The organism is Pseudoalteromonas rubra, assembly GCF_005887095.1.
In the GTDB taxonomy this organism is placed as follows: domain Bacteria; phylum Pseudomonadota; class Gammaproteobacteria; order Enterobacterales; family Alteromonadaceae; genus Pseudoalteromonas; species Pseudoalteromonas rubra_E.
In genome coordinates, this window is the sequence record NZ_PNCI01000042.1 from 140,565 (window position 1) to 156,778 (window position 16,214).

Here is a 16,214-nt window from a genome sequence, read left to right on the forward strand (position 1 = left end):
TCCGTTTATTGTGTTATTGAATTAATAAAGATTATACGCCGAGTGTGTAAAATATCACCCTGTTTTACGCCAAGCTTTGATAAATATTGCGATTGCCAGTATTGAACAGACACTGCTGGCGAGCTGGCGTTCGTCAATAAAACACAAACCGGCCACAATAGTGAGTGCAGCAGCGGCTATGCCAAGCAGCAGTGCACGCGTATCACTGCCGCGACTGGGAGCAATTGGCGTGCTCTGGCGCTGGCTGCGTTTCAGGTTCTGATAAATGAGATCCGGCAGTTCCGGCATTTTTTCAGCCCAAAATGGCAAATTAGTATAGAGTTTTTTTGCTACAGCCAGCGGGCCGACCTGATCCTGCACCCATTTTTCTAAAAAGGGTTTGGCGGTTTTCCATAGATCCAGTTGCGGGTAAAGCTGGCGACCCAGACCTTCGACATATAACAGGGTTTTTTGTAGTAGTACCAGCTGCGGCTGTACTTCCATGTTAAAGCGTCGCGCTGTATTGAACAGATTGACCAGTACATGACCAAATGAGATTTCGGCCAGAGGCTTGTTAAAGATTGGCTCACACACTGTGCGAATGGCAAACTCGAACTCTTCAACACACGTATCCGCGGGCACCCAGCCAGAATCGACATGTAATTGTGCTACCTGGCGATAGTCGCGGTTGAAAAAAGCAATGAAGTTTTCTGCCAGATAACGTTTGTCTTCGCGATTCAAAGTGCCAACGATGCCACAGTCAATACCAATATACTTCGGATTATGGGGGTCTTCCCGAGAAACAAAGATGTTGCCCGGGTGCATATCGGCATGGAAAAAACTGTCGCGGAACACCTGGGTAAAGAACACTTCGACGCCTCGCTCTGCGAGTACTTTCATATTGGTGCCCTGCGCCAGCAGCGACTCAGTATCTGAAACTGGAATGCCGTAAATACGCTCCATTACCAGCACATTCCGTCTGGAATAGTCACTGTATACCTCAGGAATATACAGTGAGTCAGATCCTTCAAAGTTGCGGCGCAGCTGAATAGCGTTGGCCGCCTCACGCATCAGATCCAATTCATCCAGCAAGGTTTTGCGATATTCTCTGACCACTTCCACGGGTCGCAACCGGCGTCCAGCGCTGATCAGGCTAGCCAGTAAGCGGGCAAAACGTTCCATCAGCGACAAGTCTGCGAGTATTTGTTTTTCAATATTTGGCCGGATCACTTTGACCACCACTTCTCTCAGCTCGTCATCAACCATCAGTTTGGCGCAATGAACTTGTGCGATGGAGGCAGATGCCAGTGGGGATTGCTCAAACTCAACAAAACAGTCGCTAATGGTGTCCAGCCCCAGTGCTTTTTCTATTAACGACTGTGCCTGATCGCCGGGAAAGGGAGCGACTTTGTCTTGTAACAGGGCGAGCTCTTCAGCAATATCCGGCGGCAGCAGATCGCGGCGTGTGGATAGCATCTGGCCAAACTTGATCCACACCGGCCCCAAAGTTTGCAGCGCCAGCCTGAGTCGTGCTCCTAGGGGTTTGTCGCGATGCTGGTTTGGCAGCCAGAATAGGCTACGTCTTATTGCCCGGGCATACCAGGGCTGTTTTTGCCTTGGCAGCAAGTCGTCAAGGCCATAATTGAGAAACGTTTTACCGATTTGATACAGACGAGCGATGGACAAATCCAGCTCCTTATAATTCGCTTAAGGCGTTAATACGTTGTTCCAGTGCTGCGAGCTGTTGCGCCAACTGTCTCGTATGGGATTTGAACTGACGAACTTCAAGTGGATGAACGGCCACTTTCAGCTCATCCTGACATAACTGAGCAAAGGTTCGTTGTAGTACTTTTAGGTGGCCAGTCCCTTTTTGAGCGGCTGAATTACAACGTTCGACAAGCAGTTGCGCCGGCGCATCTCCAAGGTGAGCCGACAAGTGTTCGGCCCAGTCAATACGTAATCCGGAAAAGGCTTTACTGTAACTTTGTGCCAGTTGCAGATCGCCATCCAGGTCCAGCTTTTCTTCACGGATCAGGCGCGTTAGCTGGCTTGGATCGGAGATTTCACCTAAGGTCGATAAAGTCGTGGTGATGTGGCAGTCAGCCTGGTCCCGATAATGACCATAGACGAAACAGCGCGGCTTACCTTGCTGTTCCCCTACATAGTGTAGCGCGCAGCACAGCCCCAGATCCGTTAAGGTAATGGCCAGTGTTTTGTGTTGTACAGAGGAAAGCTGAACGGCCAGAGACGGCTCTTTGTCCAGCAGTTTTTCCAGTGCGCTTTCGGCAACGGCAGTGAGCAGCGTGATCCACATACAGTTTCCTTTGTTCCCCGGAGTTAGAATTTAAAGCCTCGGTGAAGTGCCACGATACCGCCCGTGAGGTTTTGATAGCTTGCCTGTTCAAAACCGGCTTCTTCCATCATTGATTTGAGTGTTTCCTGATCCGGATGCATACGAATGGATTCAGCCAGGTAACGATAGCTCTCACTGTCGTTGGCAACCAATTTGCCCATGGTTGGCAGAATGTTGAACGAATAAAAGTCGTAGAGCTTAGATAGCGCCTCGTTGTCTGTTTTTGAAAACTCAAGAACAAGAAGCCGACCACCGGGCTTTAATACGCGATACATGGAACGTAGCGCTTTGTCTTTATCGGTGACATTACGTAGTCCGAAAGCTATGGTGATCACATCCAGGCTATTGTCCGGGAAGGGCAGCGCTTCGGCATTCATCTGCACATATTCGATATTACCGACCCGACCGAGGTCGCGCAGTTTGTCTCGTCCAACGCGTAACATTGAGTCGTTGATATCACCCAGGATCACCTGACCTGATTCACCCACCAGTTCACTGAACTTAGCGGTCAGATCACCGGTGCCACCGGCCAGGTCCAGCACTTTGTGACCCTGACGGACACCTGAACACGCTATGGTCTGGCGCTTCCATAAGCGATGGATGCCAAATGACATGAGGTCATTCATCACATCATACTTTGCTGCCACTGAATGGAAAACATCAGCCACCATGGATGCCTTTTCCTGTGTTGCTACTGTTTTATAGCCAAAGTGTGTGGTGTCGCGATTTGCTTCTTTCATGTGTGTTATTTGTGCCGGATCTGGGTGTCAATAGTGTACTTGATCGCACTCAGTGAGCGCAATCGGTGTCAGCAATTTAAGTAGATTTATCAATAGCCCCTGATGTGGTTAACCTGTTGTGCCTCCAGGTACGATGGGTAAGCTCTAATTGGGCGCAGAAATATAATAGTGTTGACCCAGTGTCTGGGCTTTTTTAGCTGCAAAGGCGGCACGTTGCGCCAGGGTGTTGAAGTCATGATCCGGTTGATGCTGTGCAATCCCGATGGCCAAATCGATTTCCGGAAACGACACATCACCTTTGGCACTGACAAACTTCAGCCTGGTTACGCCGCGGCGTATTTTTTCTGCCACCACCACCGCGGTATCTGCTTCACAGTCAGCCAGCACTATGGTGAACTCTTGCTTACCCGTTCTGCCCGGCAGGCCACTTTGTAGCACGTATTTCTGGATCCGTTTTGCGACACGTTGCAGCACCGTTTCGCCAACCAGTTCACCAAAGTCCTGACTGAAGGCATCCAGGTTTTCGATCAGCACGGAAATGGCGCAGATTGATTTGTCCTGAGTCAGCCACAGTTGTGTTTTATGACCCAGATAATGACGTTTATAAAGGCCAGTTTGCGGGTCCAGAATACGCTGTTTTCGCAGTTTCAGTAACTGCTGTTGCTGCTTTTCATGAATTTCGCGTGCTCTTCGTAAGGCATTTTTGAACTGCTGGTGTTGTTTCAGTAGCTGTTCAGTGTGTCCGCCAAAATCTTTCAGGGCAGCCCGGGTTTTGACGACATTGTGTTCATCCAGATTATGAATGCAGTGATTGATTTGTTTGGCAAAGCCGATGAGGCTTTGCTGTGACTGTTGTGCGGAGTCATTGAGCTGATCGATCATACCGCCGACTTGCTGGATTAGATTGGCTTCGGTCTGATGCTCTTTTTGCAGGTACTCATAGTAGAGCTGCTCGATATAAATGCTGTCAATGCCAACACGGTTGCGGATGTCCCGATCCAGGCGTTCAGTCAGGTCACGATTGTTTTGACTGATATAGACATAGCCAATATGGTAATTCAATGGCGTAGGGGGCAGCTGATTCTGTTCCAGAAACTGACAAACTTTAGTCATTTTTTCTTGTGCTATTGCCATGGAATCATGGAACATCATTTCACTTACCACAATAATCAGTTGCTGTTGTACGGGTCACCGAAGCGTCTAACATAACACCTGTGAGGTGCCAGCTTCGCTGCGGCTACATTAATCGCTCTCCCGAGTTTTGCAAAGCAAAATTCAGCGTTAAGGGGCAAATTTATTGCTTTTCTGCGGGGGCTGATGAATTAGTAATCACTTTTTCCTTGGTCTTTAGGGCCGCGCATGATTGATGCGTGACAGGCGCCATTCTGTGACTGGTCGCTTTAAGTTGCAAGCCTCTCACTGGCGTGTTTAGGTGTTGCGTAAATTTCACATTATTGTTAAAGGATCACTCGCGTGAACGCTTCACTTAAAACCACTTTATCTCGCACTGTGTGCGCTGTGACTTTGGCTCTGGGACTGGCGGGGTGTGAGCTGACTCAGGTCAACGCCGATCAGCAATTTACCAGTTTGGCTGAGCAAGTTATGACGTTTCGTAACGACAATCGAGACACGATTAAAACTCAGTTACCCGACCTAAGTGCGAGCGCTTTGGCGACTAAAAATGCGGAACGTGAACACTTTCTTCAGCGATTAGACGCACTGAACACGGGAAATTTAAGTGAAGAAAACCGTATCAATCTGACGATTTTACGCGCTCAAATCCAGGATCAGGTCGATCGTTACCGCTTCAATACACATTACATGCCGCTTAAGTCTGAGAGTGGGTTTCACAGTAGTTTGCCCTGGTTGTTCAATGATGTGGATTTGAGCACTCCAGCGGGGTATGAGGTATATCTGAACAAGCTTGCAGAGGTGCCGCGTTATTTCCAGCAAAATATTGACTGGATGCGTAAAGGGTTGGCCGTGGGATTGACTCAGCCCAAAGCGGTGCTGGCAGGATATGAATCATCCATCGAAGCGTTTATTGTCGACGATGTAACACAGTCGCAGTTTTTCAAGCCTTTTGCGGTTAATCGGCATAACTTGTCTGAGCAGGAATTTGCCGCGATCCAGACGCGAGCACAAGCGATACTCGCAGAGCAGGTGATCCCTGCTTATCGCGATTATTTAAGGTTTTTTGTCGAAGAGTATCGACCAGGTGCACGAGATGACATCGGCATTTCCAGTACACCAAATGGTGTTGAGTTTTACCGTAATCGCACTGCGCATTTCACCACTACGCAAATGACACCTAAAGAGATCCACGAACTCGGGCTGAAAGAGGTTGCCAGGATCAAAGGTGAAATGATGGATATCATCAGGCAAACCGAGTTTGAAGGAAGCTTTGCCGAGTTTGTACAGTTTTTGAGAACCGACCCCCAGTTCTATGCCAACAGTGCTGAGGAGCTGCTTAAGGAAGCGGCGTATATTGCAAAGCAAATGGACGCTCAGCTCCCTAAGTTGTTCCATACGCTGCCGCGCCGTCCTTATGGTGTTGCCCCGGTACCGGATGCGATTGCACCTAAGTACACTACCGGCCGTTATCTGGGCGCGGATAAGGACACGGATGCGGGTTATTACTGGGTAAATACCTATGCTCTGGACAAACGCCCCCTGTATGTACTTGAAGCCCTGACATTACACGAAGCTGTGCCTGGACACCATTTGCAAATTTCACTGAACCAGGAGTTAGATTATTTACCTGACTACCGTCGTGAATCATATATTTCAGCATTTGGTGAGGGCTGGGGACTGTATGCGGAATACCTGGGACTGGAAGCGGGTTTCTATCAGGATCCGTACAGTAACTTTGGGCGTCTGACTTATGAAATGTGGCGGGCGGCACGCTTGGTCGTGGATACCGGTATGCATATGTATGGCTGGAGCCGCGAACGGGCGATGAACTTTATGCGCGATAATACTGCCTTGTCACTGCACAATGTTAAAACCGAAACCGATCGTTATATTTCATGGCCGGGGCAGGCTTTGTCATACAAGGTGGGAGAGTTAACGATTAAACGCTTACGCGCAAAAACAGAGGCGGCCCTGGGCGATGCTTTTGATATTCGTGAATTCCACCATCAGATCCTGCGTCATGGTTCAGTACCATTAAGCGTGCTGGAATCGCAGATCGATAAGTACATTGCATCGGCGCAACAAGCGAGTCAGGCCCACTAAATCACAAGCAGATCAATCCGTATATTTGGCTTGATCTGCTTTGCTCCTTATGCTGAATTACTGCAATACACTGATGATCAGCTGGTAGCAGGCCTGTTTACTGTGACAGCTACGAGCATGCAGGATCAGTTGTTCACCTACCTCCAGTGCCAGACGCTGAGCGCGCAGGCGAGCTTGATCATCTTCAATTTCATCCAGATCGCTGACATGGGCCAGACCTATGGTACGTCGGATCATTTCGCTGCCACAGAAGCCAATGGCATCCTGAAAGACGTCATGTAAAAAGTGTTCTGCATATCCCGGCACCAGCAAAGTGCTGTCGTTGCCCTGTTGTTCGCACAACTTCAGCCACTGCTGCTCAAACTCGTTGAGACAACTATCTATGGTGCGCAGTAAATATGTATGAATATCACGGCGTTTTGATGGCTCTTTGATGCGACCATGCTGGGCGCAGAAATTCAACAGTAAATTGCCGATGAAAGACCCCAGATCGAACCCAATGGGCCCGAAGAAAGCAAATTCCGGGTCGATAAATTTGGTTGTCGCGTCATCTACAAACAGGCTGCCACTGTGGGCGTCACCATGTAACAGTGCCTGGGGCGAAGACAAAAAGCGTGTTTTGAGATGGGCGATTGCCAGCTTTAGTGTTTTATTGTGGCGAAGTTTGCTGACTTCAGGGCTCAGCGCCTCGGGATAGTGGTTGCGCTCAGCGTCCTGGTAAGGGTCATCAAAAAACAGCTCTTCTGTAATGGCGCACAGTTCCGGATTCGTAAAAGTCTGTACCAGAGATTTTTTTTCGACGGCGCTGAGGTAGAAGTCGCTGTGATAAAAGCTGGTTGTGGCCAGGTATCGGGCAACATCCCGGCCCAAATTTGCAAAGGTACGACCGGCATTGAGTTCACCACGCAGTATACGCAGGTGGCCCAAATCTTCGAGTATGGTAACCGCCTGTACGCTATCATGATGTATCACTTTAACGGTGTGCGCCGGACAGACCTTACCATGGCGGAGCAATGCGTTGGCTTCAATACGCGCCCTGTCCAGTGTCAGTGGCCAGCTTTCACCAACGCAGCGGGCATACGGGAGTGCCTGCTTAAGGATCACACTGTGGTTATGCTGATCAATGACCCTAAACACCAGGTTTAAGTTGCCATCGCCAAACTCATAACAACTCAGTTGTGCGTCTGGCGGGAAGATCCCCCCCAGATTATTGATGTATTCAATGGCCATTTCATTGTCAAACGCCTGATAAGCACTCATCCGGATCATCCACATAGAATAAAATTAGATCAGCATTCTATACCTGCAAACGTTTAGAAGTCTATACATCTTTAGATCTTGATGTAGAATAGTAACAGGTCATTTCATTAAGAGATCACGCTAAACGCGCTGCTCTCGCTGATGATTGGCATTACTCAGGAGCAAGCCGGAGGAAGCAAGGTTGAAAGAGTTAATCGCACGCAGTCTTAAGTATCAAAATGGCATGGTGCAAGTATTGGATCAGTATTTGTTACCACACCAGGAAACATGGCATCACTGCGAGAATGTAGAGCAGATGAAATCGCTGATCTTGGCGCTGAAAGTACGCGGGGCACCTTTAATTGGCCTGGCTGCCAGCTTATTAGTGGCTTATCTGGCAGAGCAGGGCAGCAGCAAAGCGCAATTGAACGACGCCATTGATGAATTGACCGCGACACGTCCAACCGCAGTAAACCTGATGCATTGCATGGCCAGACTACGCGAAGCGCTGCAACAGCCCGAGTATGCGCAAGCCGTGGTCACAGAAGCGGAGCGTCTGTTTGAGGAAGACTGTGCCTTGTGCGATCGAATGGCCACATTCGGAGCTGAGCTGGTTGAATCCGGAGATAATATTCTTACTCACTGTAACACCGGGGCATTGGCAACCGCAGGTGTCGGTACGGCACTAGGGGTTATCCATCATGCAGCCAGGCAACATTCGAATATTCATATCTGGGTTGATGAAACCCGGCCTCTGTTGCAAGGGGGACGCCTGACGGCCTATGAGCTGGCTCAGTGGCAGATCCCATACACGCTGATCTGCGACAATATGGCAGCCAGCCTGATGGCAGCGGGCAAAGTCGATAAGATTTTCGTCGGCGCAGATCGCATTGCGGTTAACGGCGATTTTGCTAATAAGGTGGGGACTTATAACCTGGCTGTACTGGCGCATTATCACCAGATCCCCTTCTATGTTGTCGCACCAGTGACGACGCTGGACAGCAGCTGTGCATCTGGGCAGGACATTCCTATTGAACAGCGTGCAGAAACAGAGGTTACCGGAGTGAGTGGCAGTTTTGGCAGCTGCCAGTGGGCACCGGAGCAGGCAGAAGTGTACAATCCTGCCTTTGATGTCACGCCAGCCGCGTTAATCACGGCCTGGGTACTCGATACTGGGGTATATTATCCGCAACAGGTTGCAGCTGGCGTGTTAGGCACGGTATGAGAGGACCGTGCCGTAAGAGCGCTTTAATCCAGTAACGGAAAGCGCTCTGCGATTGGGCTGTCGGTACTTTGTGCCACCCAGCCCTGTTCATTGTTGAATAGCCGGATCGCCGTAAACTCAGGATCGCTGCCCATATCAAACCAGTGAGGTGTATTGGCAGGGACTGAGATCAGGTCGCCCTGCTGACACAGCACCTGGTACACCCGCTCGCCAATATGCAGGCAGAATAGCCCCTGTCCCTGTACAAAGAAGCGGACTTCATCTTCGCTGTGAGTATGTTCAAAGAGAAACTTCTGACGCAGTGAGGCGGCATCGGGGTGGCCTTTGGGTAAGGAGATCACATCTACCGTTTGATATCCATCTTGTGCTGTTAGTCGCGCAATATCGGCCTCATATGCCGCAAGAATATCGTCATGAGAGGTGGCCTGGGCGACATCGTAAGCGGCCTGCCATTGTTCAAAGCGCACGCCTACTTCACTAAGCTGGGCTGCTATCTGGTGATGTGCTTGACTCTGGAACTCTACTTTATTCGGGTGCTGGTCGTGGAAAACGGTCAACTGGCTCATAGCGACTCCTGTGCATGGTATTGGCTGAAATCTTCAATATATTTGTGCTGTTGTGCACGTGGCTGTGCATCACGCCACAGCTGCAAGGTCTGCATACCGGCTGCTTTGGCGGCATCCAGTTCGGCCACTACATCACTTAGAAAGAGAATTTCGTGCGCCGCAAAAGATAACTGACTGACAATGGTTTGATAGGCTTCGGGCTGTTGTTTGGCACCGACCCGGGTATCAAAATAGCCACTGAACATAGGTCGCATATCACCATAGTCTGAATGCGCAAACAGCAGTTGTTGAGCCTGAACGGAGCCGGATGAATACACATAAAGCGCCTTGCCAGCGTCATGCTCGGTACACAAAAACTGGTAGGCATCCGGATAAATATGGCCAGTAAAGTCGCCATTCTGATAACCATGCTGCCAGATCATGCCCTGCAATTGCTTTAGCGGGGTTATTTTTTTATCTTCGGCGATCCAGTTAAGTAGCGCCTGAATAACCTGATCCAGTGTAGCGTGTGGGTCGCCCAGTTCTGCGCGTACGGCATCTAGTTGCGTACTGACTTCGGGTTGTTGTGCGTACTGAGTGACGAAATCTGTCAGGTTATTTGCGGCATAGGGAAACAAGACCTCTTTGACGAAAGAGATACGCGTAATGGTGCCTTCGATGTCGGTCAGAATAGCTTTGATCATGCGTTTTTTTCCAGTTGTCGTCGCGTCAGTTCGCAGTTAAACAAAAATTCCAGTGCCTCGATATGGCGACGGGTTTCGTTGATATCGGCACCCATGGCATACAACCCATGGCCGCGGATCAGCACGCCGTGTTGGATAGGCGTATGGGAATGATATTCAGCTACTCGACCAGCCAGGGCGGGAATATCCTGATCGTTATCGAATACCGGAATGGCCAGAGTTTCCAGGTGGCTGGTATAGCCATGCAGGGCTTTTTGCATTTCATACCCAGTGATGTCCAGGCTGTGATCTGCTGTCAGGTGTGACAAGACTGTGGCGGCAACAGAGTGGGTATGTAAGATACAATGGGTACGAGGGCTGAGTGCATACAGCGCAAGATGTAGCTCGGTTTCAGCCGAGGGATTACCAGTGCCGGCTGTCTGTGTGCCCTTGGTGTCGAACTCCAGAAAATGCTCAGGTTGCAATGCGCCTTTGTCATGACCACTGGCCGTGACAACAAAGCCTTGCTCTGTTCTAATGGAGAAATTGCCTCCGGTTGCCGGTACCCAGCCCTGTGCGCTGAGCCAGCCTCCGGCTTCTATCAGGGCATGTTTTGCTTGTGCTGATTGCATACGCTTACCTCTCACGAGTAATATCGTGGATAATTTTAGACGGCTATACTTCTATTCGAAGCAATGATAGCATCGCTTGGGCCGTTACACCACACGCAAACGAGGACTTGGCCGTGGAAAGTAAATTACCTCATGTAGGCACCAGTATTTTTTCAAAAATGACCGCGCTGGCCAATCAGCATGGTGCACTCAATCTGTCTCAGGGTTTTCCTGAGTTTGATGCGCCTGAACGGCTCAAACTCGGACTGACCCGGTATGTTCAGGCGGGTATGAACCAGTATGCGCCTTCGCCCGGCATGCCGGCTTTACAACAGCAGATTGCCGCATTGGTAGAGCGAAAATACGGGGCTAAGGTCCAGGCTGCGGCTCAGGTTACCGTGACAGCTGGCGCCACAGAAGCACTGTTTGTGGCCATTCAGACGCTGGTGCGCCCGGGTGATGAAGTCATCGTGTTCGACCCTGCGTATGATTCTTATCATCCAGCCATTGAACTGGCCGGCGGTACCAGTGTACATATCGCGCTGCAGGCACCGGATTACCTGATTGACTGGCAACAGGTTGCAGCCGCTGTGACGGCAAAAACACGTGCTATTATTGTCAATACACCCCATAACCCAAGTGCAAAAACGCTAAAAGCAGCAGATATGACAGCGTTAAAGGCATTGTTGAATGAGCACGACCTGTATCTGATCAGCGATGAAGTGTATGAGCATATTACCTTTGATGCTCAGCCACATATGAGTGCACTACGGGACCCTGATCTGGCAGCCAGAGCGATGGTGGTGGCCAGTTTTGGTAAGACTTTTCATTGCACCGGCTGGAAGCTGGGATATTGTATTGCACCTGAGGCGCTCAGTGATGAATTTCGTAAGATCCATCAGTATGTCACCTTCTCTTGTTTTACCCCGGCGCAGCTGGCGCTGGCTGATATGCTCAAAGAGGAACCGGAGCATGTCGATGCATTGTCTGACTTCTATCAGCATAAGCGCGATCTGCTGGTTGAGGCACTTCAGCCGGGAAGATTTACCATTTTGCCCAGTGAAGGCAGCTACTTCTTGTTACTGGACTACAGCGCCATTTCGTCGCTGGATGATGTACGCTTTTGTGAATACCTGGTGGAGGAAGTCGGAGTTGCGGCGATCCCCCTCAGTGTATTCTACGCAGGCGGCAGTACAGATAAGGTGATCCGTCTGTGTTTTGCCAAAGAAGACAGTACCTTACAGGAGGCTGCGAAGCGATTATGTCAACTTTAACCGTTGCGCTGGTGCAGCAATCGATTGACTGGCTGGCACCTCAAAATAATTTTGCTCAGCTGCAAACTCAGCTGCAAGCTCATCAGACCCAGTTGCACAGCTGTGATTTGATCATTTTGCCGGAAACCTTCGCAACTGGTTTTGCGCTGGCCGAACCTTGCGCAGAACCTCCCCTGGAGGGGAAGGCCCTGGCTTTTTTAAAACAACAGGCGCAGCGCTGGCAGGCGGTTGTGGCGGGCAGTGTACTGGTCAAGCAAGGTGACAAGAAAGCCAATCGCTTTTACTGGTGCTGGCCGGATGGCTCGGTGCGCTACTATGATAAACGTCATCTGTTTTGCCTTGGCAAAGAAGGGGAGTATGTCATTGCCGGAGAGGAGCGTGTGGTATTCGAGGTGAATGGCTTTAGGATCTTGCCGCAGGTGTGTTATGACCTGCGTTTCCCTGTGTTTCAGCGTAATCGCAATGACTATGATGTGATGATCAATGTGGCAAACTGGCCGGCTGCCCGACGTCGCATCTGGGATACGTTATTACAAGCCAGAGCGATTGAAAACCAGTGTTATGTGCTGGGCTGTAACCGGGTTGGTGAGGATGGATATGGCACGGCACACAATGGTGGGACAGCTGCATATGATTATACCGGCGCCTTACTGGCGGAGGTAGCGGATGATCAAGCCGGTGTGCTGGTGGTCAGCCTGGACAAGGCGTCGCTGGAGTCCTTCAAGCTGGGCTTTCCTGCGCACCTGGATGCGGACTCATTTGCCCTGCAATAAGAAACCAGATACAACGCGGTGAACCTAAACCGCGCTGTACATACACTGATGGACCGCTGTGCGGATTTAAGAGGCGTTATAGCTGTGGATCAGTAGCTCCTGCTCAGGTGACGCCAGGGCGCTCTGTTGACGTGCATTCACTTCAAAGTAACCGAGTAATTCACGCATGGCATTGGCCTGCTCAGACATTTGTCGTGCTGCCGCCATCGTCTCTTCCGTGATAGCCGAGTTTTCCTGAATTAAGTCCGTCAGACGTTGTACCACGATATCCACTTCTTTGATCGACTGCTGTTGTGTGGTGGTCGACAGATTGATTTTTACTATGTTTTGGCTCACATCGGCGACGGCTTCGACTATTTGATCCAGCTTCTCACCTGAATAATTAGCCAGCTGTGTGCCTTGCTCCACTTTCTCGTTACTATTTGCAATGATCTCTTTGATTTGCTTGGCAGAAGCGGCACTGCGACCCGCCAGCTCACGCACTTCGTTGGCAACGACCGCAAAACCCCGGCCGTTTTCACCTGCCCGTGCCGCTTCCACGGCGGCATTGAGTGCCAGCAAGTTGGTTTGAAAAGCCAGTGCATCGATCACTGACACAATCTCATTAATGTCTTTGCTGGCCCGGTTCACTTCACCGATGGCTGTGACTGTGTCCTGTGACAGAGAGCCGCCTTCTTTGGCTATGGTTTCCGCATTGCTGGCCAGTTCAACGGCGGTGCCTGATTGCTTGGCTACTAAGGTCAGCTCTTCGAGCATATGGCTGGTACTGGCGCTGGCTTCTTCCAGGTTGGCTGCCTGCTCTTCGGTACGCTGGCTGATCTCAGTGTTGCTGGCTGCAATTTCGCCGGCGCTCTGGGTAACCTGACCCGCCGCATACTGGATCCCTTCAATCACTTCAGTCAGCTTGGCGATGGTGGCATTAACATCGCGTTGCAGGGTTTCAAAGACGCCTTCATAGTGGCCATTGATCTGTTCATTCAGCCGCCCTCTAGCTAGCGCGCTCAATACCCGTGTGACCTCATTGATGGCGTCAGACACTGTGGTTGTGGAGGCGTTGACGTCTTCTTTTAGCTGCAATAACTGGCCCTGCAAGTCGGACTCAATCTGAACGGTAAAGTCGCCCTGACTCATTGCCGACATGACGCTGGCCAGCTCTTCTATGACACGGCTGAGATTATTCACCGAATGGTTGATATCGCCTTTAAGTGTATCCAGCTGACCACACATAGGAGAATTGATGGTGCGGTCGAAGCGACCATGACTGATTGCCATCATCACGGATGAAATTTCGCTGATGGCCTCATCGACGCTGCGTACCGAGACATTAATATGCTCTTTTAGCTCCCCAAGCTGTCCCTGAGCTGGTGTCGACACAGTTTGTTTGAAATCTCCCTCGCTGACGGCAGCCATAGTGTGGCCGATGTCTTCGATAATGGCGGCGAGGTTTTCAACACTGGAGTTGGTGTCTTCTTTGAGCTCCTCAAGCTGGCCGCGTAGCGGCAATTCAAGACGCTGACTAAAGTCGCCCTGTCGCAGTGCACTCATCATGGCTGCGAGTCCATCAATGGCCCCGGCAACACTGCTTACGGAGTTATTTACGCTCACTTTTAGCTGTTGCAGGCTACCTAGCGCCTCAACCTGTACTTGCCCCCGGAAGTGACCTTGTTCCATCTCCGACATCACGCTGACAATTTCTGTCATAGTCGCATTGATAGAATGCATAGAGGTGTTGATATGCTGTTTGAGGGTTGCCAGATCACCACTCATTTCGGACTGGAGCTGTTTGTCAAACTGGCCTTCTGACATTGCATGGATCACTTGCCCCACATCGCTCAATGCCGTTTGCAGGCTTTGCGCGCAGTCATTCGTGGCACGCTTCAGGGTATCCAGTTCCCCTTTACACGGCACACTGATCCGGTCGTCAAATCTACCTGAGGCCATGCGGTTCATCACTCGGTTTGTCTCTGAAATAGACAGCTGCAACGCATCCAGCAGAGAGTTAAACGCCTGGCCGCAGCGGCCAATTTCATCCAAAGTATTTATCTCAGTGCGTAAAGCGAAGTCACCCTCTTGCTCTACTTTGCGAATGGTATTCACCAGCGCGTGGACCGGGCGAGTCAGAGTACGAGCGAACCAGAATGCGGCCAGAATTATCATAATAATACAGGCTGCCAGCACCATAAGTAATTGGGTACGTAAGGTATTTATCGGCGCAAAGGCTTCTGCTTCGTCGATTTCAGCCAGCAGCGCCCAGCGTACGTTAAACACATCAACGGAGGTATAAGCCGACAGAACGGGGTTGCCATTATAATCGAGTACGACTTTCTGTCCTTGTTGTCCCTGCATGGCCAGTTTGAATGCTTCGGTATTCACTGTGCCTCTTTCCGGATGACGAAATGAAGCTGTCACTGAGTGATGAACCGGATCCAGATAAGAGTCTGAGCGCATCAGGCCTTCCGGACCAACTAAGTAGGTTTCTCCGCTTTCTCCCAGTCCCTGACGCTCTGTCATAATGGTATTCAGGGCGTCAATAGAGAGCTGGTAGATTAATGTGGCTGGTACCTCACCATCAATGACCAAGGGGGCCGCGACAAAACTGGCGGGGGCATTGTAAGAAGGCAAATACTGCTCATAATCAACAAACGCCATATCGCCTTCCTGGCTTAATTCGCGGGCTGCGAGAAACGCTTTGGCAATATTGCTCTTTGAGTAAGGGCCGTAGAGCAGTGAGGTGGCAAAGTCGCTCTCTTTGTAGACCGAATAGATAATATTGCCACTCAGGTTATCGACAATGAAAATATCATAAAACTCGTAAACGTCGGCAATCTTAGTGAAAAATTCATGGTATTGCCTGTGCACTTGATCGTATGTGTCGTCAACAGGGCTGCTGAGCAGATTAAGCTTTTCCCCCAGTGGATGCGGGTTCTCGGCCAGGTAACGGGTTTGCAAAGTGATCCCCTGAGGGGACAAGTTGTCTAAGAGTATCGCGGGTGGTGCGGCTTGCTCATTGAGCGATTTAAAGCGTGGCGCAAACTGCTCGCGGTAAAAGCGTGTCAGGCTGGCGGGTGTCGCAACGGCATCATCGACTTCAGCATAGGCCCGGATGAAGTCGCTGGCGGCCTGTTTTACATAGGGGTTCACCGCCAGCGATACCAGTTTATCCTGCACGCCATTGAAATGACGCTCAATGGCGCTTTCTTTAATTTCACCGACCGCCCCCAATTGGGCATAGACCTGTCGGGTCATGGCATCGGACGATTGCATCAGGGCCATAGTGATGACGATGGCAGTTGGGATCAGGGCGACCAGTAGAAAGGCCGAGATCAATTTTTGTGTCAGGTTAAGTGACTTAAAGAAGTGGCTGAGATCAGACATGCTCCCTGCTCCTTGTATTAGCTGATATACCCGTGAGGCTGTGTTGGTGGGCGGCCTCGCTGCGCCGCCATCATAGCATGAGCCTGACGATAGAGTATCCTATTCAGTGACACAGTTTAGAACAGTTCTCGACAATATCCAGCATGCAGAGCGGGACAAGCCGAGGTATGTAAGGCATTG

General features: G+C 50.5%; 13 protein-coding genes. 4 read left to right on the forward strand and 9 right to left on the reverse strand.

Annotated features, from left to right (window positions below; genetic code table 11):
- Positions 1-54: 54 nt before the first annotated feature.
- The 4 genes from ubiB to CWB99_RS17890 all read right to left on the reverse strand — a co-directional run bounded on the left by ubiB (position 55) and on the right by CWB99_RS17890 (position 4,224).
- Positions 55-1,665: a ubiquinone biosynthesis regulatory protein kinase UbiB gene (gene ubiB, locus CWB99_RS17875; RefSeq protein ID WP_138552308.1), complete on the reverse strand. Its 1,611-nt coding sequence runs from the start codon at positions 1,663-1,665 to the stop codon at positions 55-57.
- Positions 1,666-1,675: 10 nt separating this feature from the next.
- Positions 1,676-2,293 carry a ubiquinone biosynthesis accessory factor UbiJ gene (locus tag CWB99_RS17880; RefSeq protein WP_138552309.1) on the reverse strand — a complete coding sequence of 206 codons (618 nt, stop codon included), beginning with the start codon at positions 2,291-2,293 and terminating at the stop codon, positions 1,676-1,678.
- A 23-nt stretch (positions 2,294-2,316) separates the two neighbouring features.
- A complete protein-coding gene (gene ubiE / locus CWB99_RS17885; protein ID WP_046005834.1) occupies positions 2,317-3,072 on the reverse strand; it encodes a bifunctional demethylmenaquinone methyltransferase/2-methoxy-6-polyprenyl-1,4-benzoquinol methylase UbiE in 756 nt (251 codons plus the stop codon).
- Positions 3,073-3,216: 144 nt separating this feature from the next.
- A complete protein-coding gene (locus CWB99_RS17890; RefSeq protein ID WP_138552310.1) occupies positions 3,217-4,224 on the reverse strand; it encodes a GGDEF domain-containing protein in 1,008 nt (335 codons plus the stop codon).
- 321 nt (positions 4,225-4,545) lie between these two features.
- On the opposite strand from CWB99_RS17890, the gene CWB99_RS17895 reads away from it, so the two are divergent.
- The gene (locus CWB99_RS17895) at positions 4,546-6,309 is read left to right on the forward strand and encodes a DUF885 domain-containing protein (RefSeq protein ID WP_138552311.1); all 1,764 of its coding nucleotides are present in this window, start codon (positions 4,546-4,548) and stop codon (positions 6,307-6,309) included.
- A 57-nt stretch (positions 6,310-6,366) separates the two neighbouring features.
- Here the strand turns inward: CWB99_RS17895 and mtnK are convergent, their stop codons facing one another.
- Positions 6,367-7,569, reverse strand: a complete 1,203-nt coding sequence (gene mtnK / locus CWB99_RS17900) for an S-methyl-5-thioribose kinase (RefSeq protein WP_138552312.1) — start codon at positions 7,567-7,569, stop codon at positions 6,367-6,369.
- 181 nt (positions 7,570-7,750) lie between these two features.
- On the opposite strand from mtnK, the gene mtnA reads away from it, so the two are divergent.
- Positions 7,751-8,773: an S-methyl-5-thioribose-1-phosphate isomerase gene (gene mtnA / locus CWB99_RS17905; protein ID WP_138552313.1), complete on the forward strand. Its 1,023-nt coding sequence runs from the start codon at positions 7,751-7,753 to the stop codon at positions 8,771-8,773.
- Between the two features lie 23 nt (positions 8,774-8,796).
- Here the strand turns inward: mtnA and CWB99_RS17910 are convergent, their stop codons facing one another.
- From CWB99_RS17910 to CWB99_RS17920, 3 genes are read right to left on the reverse strand one after another with little or no spacing between them, the layout of a single operon-like run.
- Positions 8,797-9,339, reverse strand: a complete 543-nt coding sequence (locus CWB99_RS17910; protein ID WP_138552314.1) for a 1,2-dihydroxy-3-keto-5-methylthiopentene dioxygenase — start codon at positions 9,337-9,339, stop codon at positions 8,797-8,799.
- On the reverse strand, positions 9,336-10,022 hold the full coding sequence (gene mtnC / locus CWB99_RS17915) for an acireductone synthase (protein WP_138552315.1): 687 nt from the start codon (positions 10,020-10,022) through the stop codon (positions 9,336-9,338). Before mtnC ends, CWB99_RS17910 begins: the two co-directional genes overlap by 4 nt.
- A complete protein-coding gene (locus CWB99_RS17920) occupies positions 10,019-10,633 on the reverse strand; it encodes a methylthioribulose 1-phosphate dehydratase (RefSeq protein WP_138552316.1) in 615 nt (204 codons plus the stop codon). Before CWB99_RS17920 ends, mtnC begins: the two co-directional genes overlap by 4 nt.
- 158 nt (positions 10,634-10,791) lie before the next feature.
- Here CWB99_RS17920 and CWB99_RS17925 point away from each other — a divergent pair, with 158 nt between their 5' ends.
- Together CWB99_RS17925 and CWB99_RS17930 are read left to right on the forward strand one after the other, a co-directional pair.
- Positions 10,792-11,886, forward strand: coding sequence for a methionine aminotransferase (locus tag CWB99_RS17925; RefSeq protein ID WP_249331988.1), 1,095 nt, complete (start codon positions 10,792-10,794; stop codon positions 11,884-11,886).
- Positions 11,874-12,659 carry an amidohydrolase gene (locus tag CWB99_RS17930; RefSeq protein WP_138552318.1) on the forward strand — a complete coding sequence of 262 codons (786 nt, stop codon included), beginning with the start codon at positions 11,874-11,876 and terminating at the stop codon, positions 12,657-12,659. The genes CWB99_RS17925 and CWB99_RS17930 overlap by 13 nt, the downstream gene beginning before the upstream one ends.
- Before the next feature lie 66 nt (positions 12,660-12,725).
- Here the strand turns inward: CWB99_RS17930 and CWB99_RS17935 are convergent, their stop codons facing one another.
- The gene (locus CWB99_RS17935) at positions 12,726-16,034 is read right to left on the reverse strand and encodes a methyl-accepting chemotaxis protein (RefSeq protein WP_138552319.1); all 3,309 of its coding nucleotides are present in this window, start codon (positions 16,032-16,034) and stop codon (positions 12,726-12,728) included.
- Positions 16,035-16,214 lie beyond the last annotated feature (180 nt).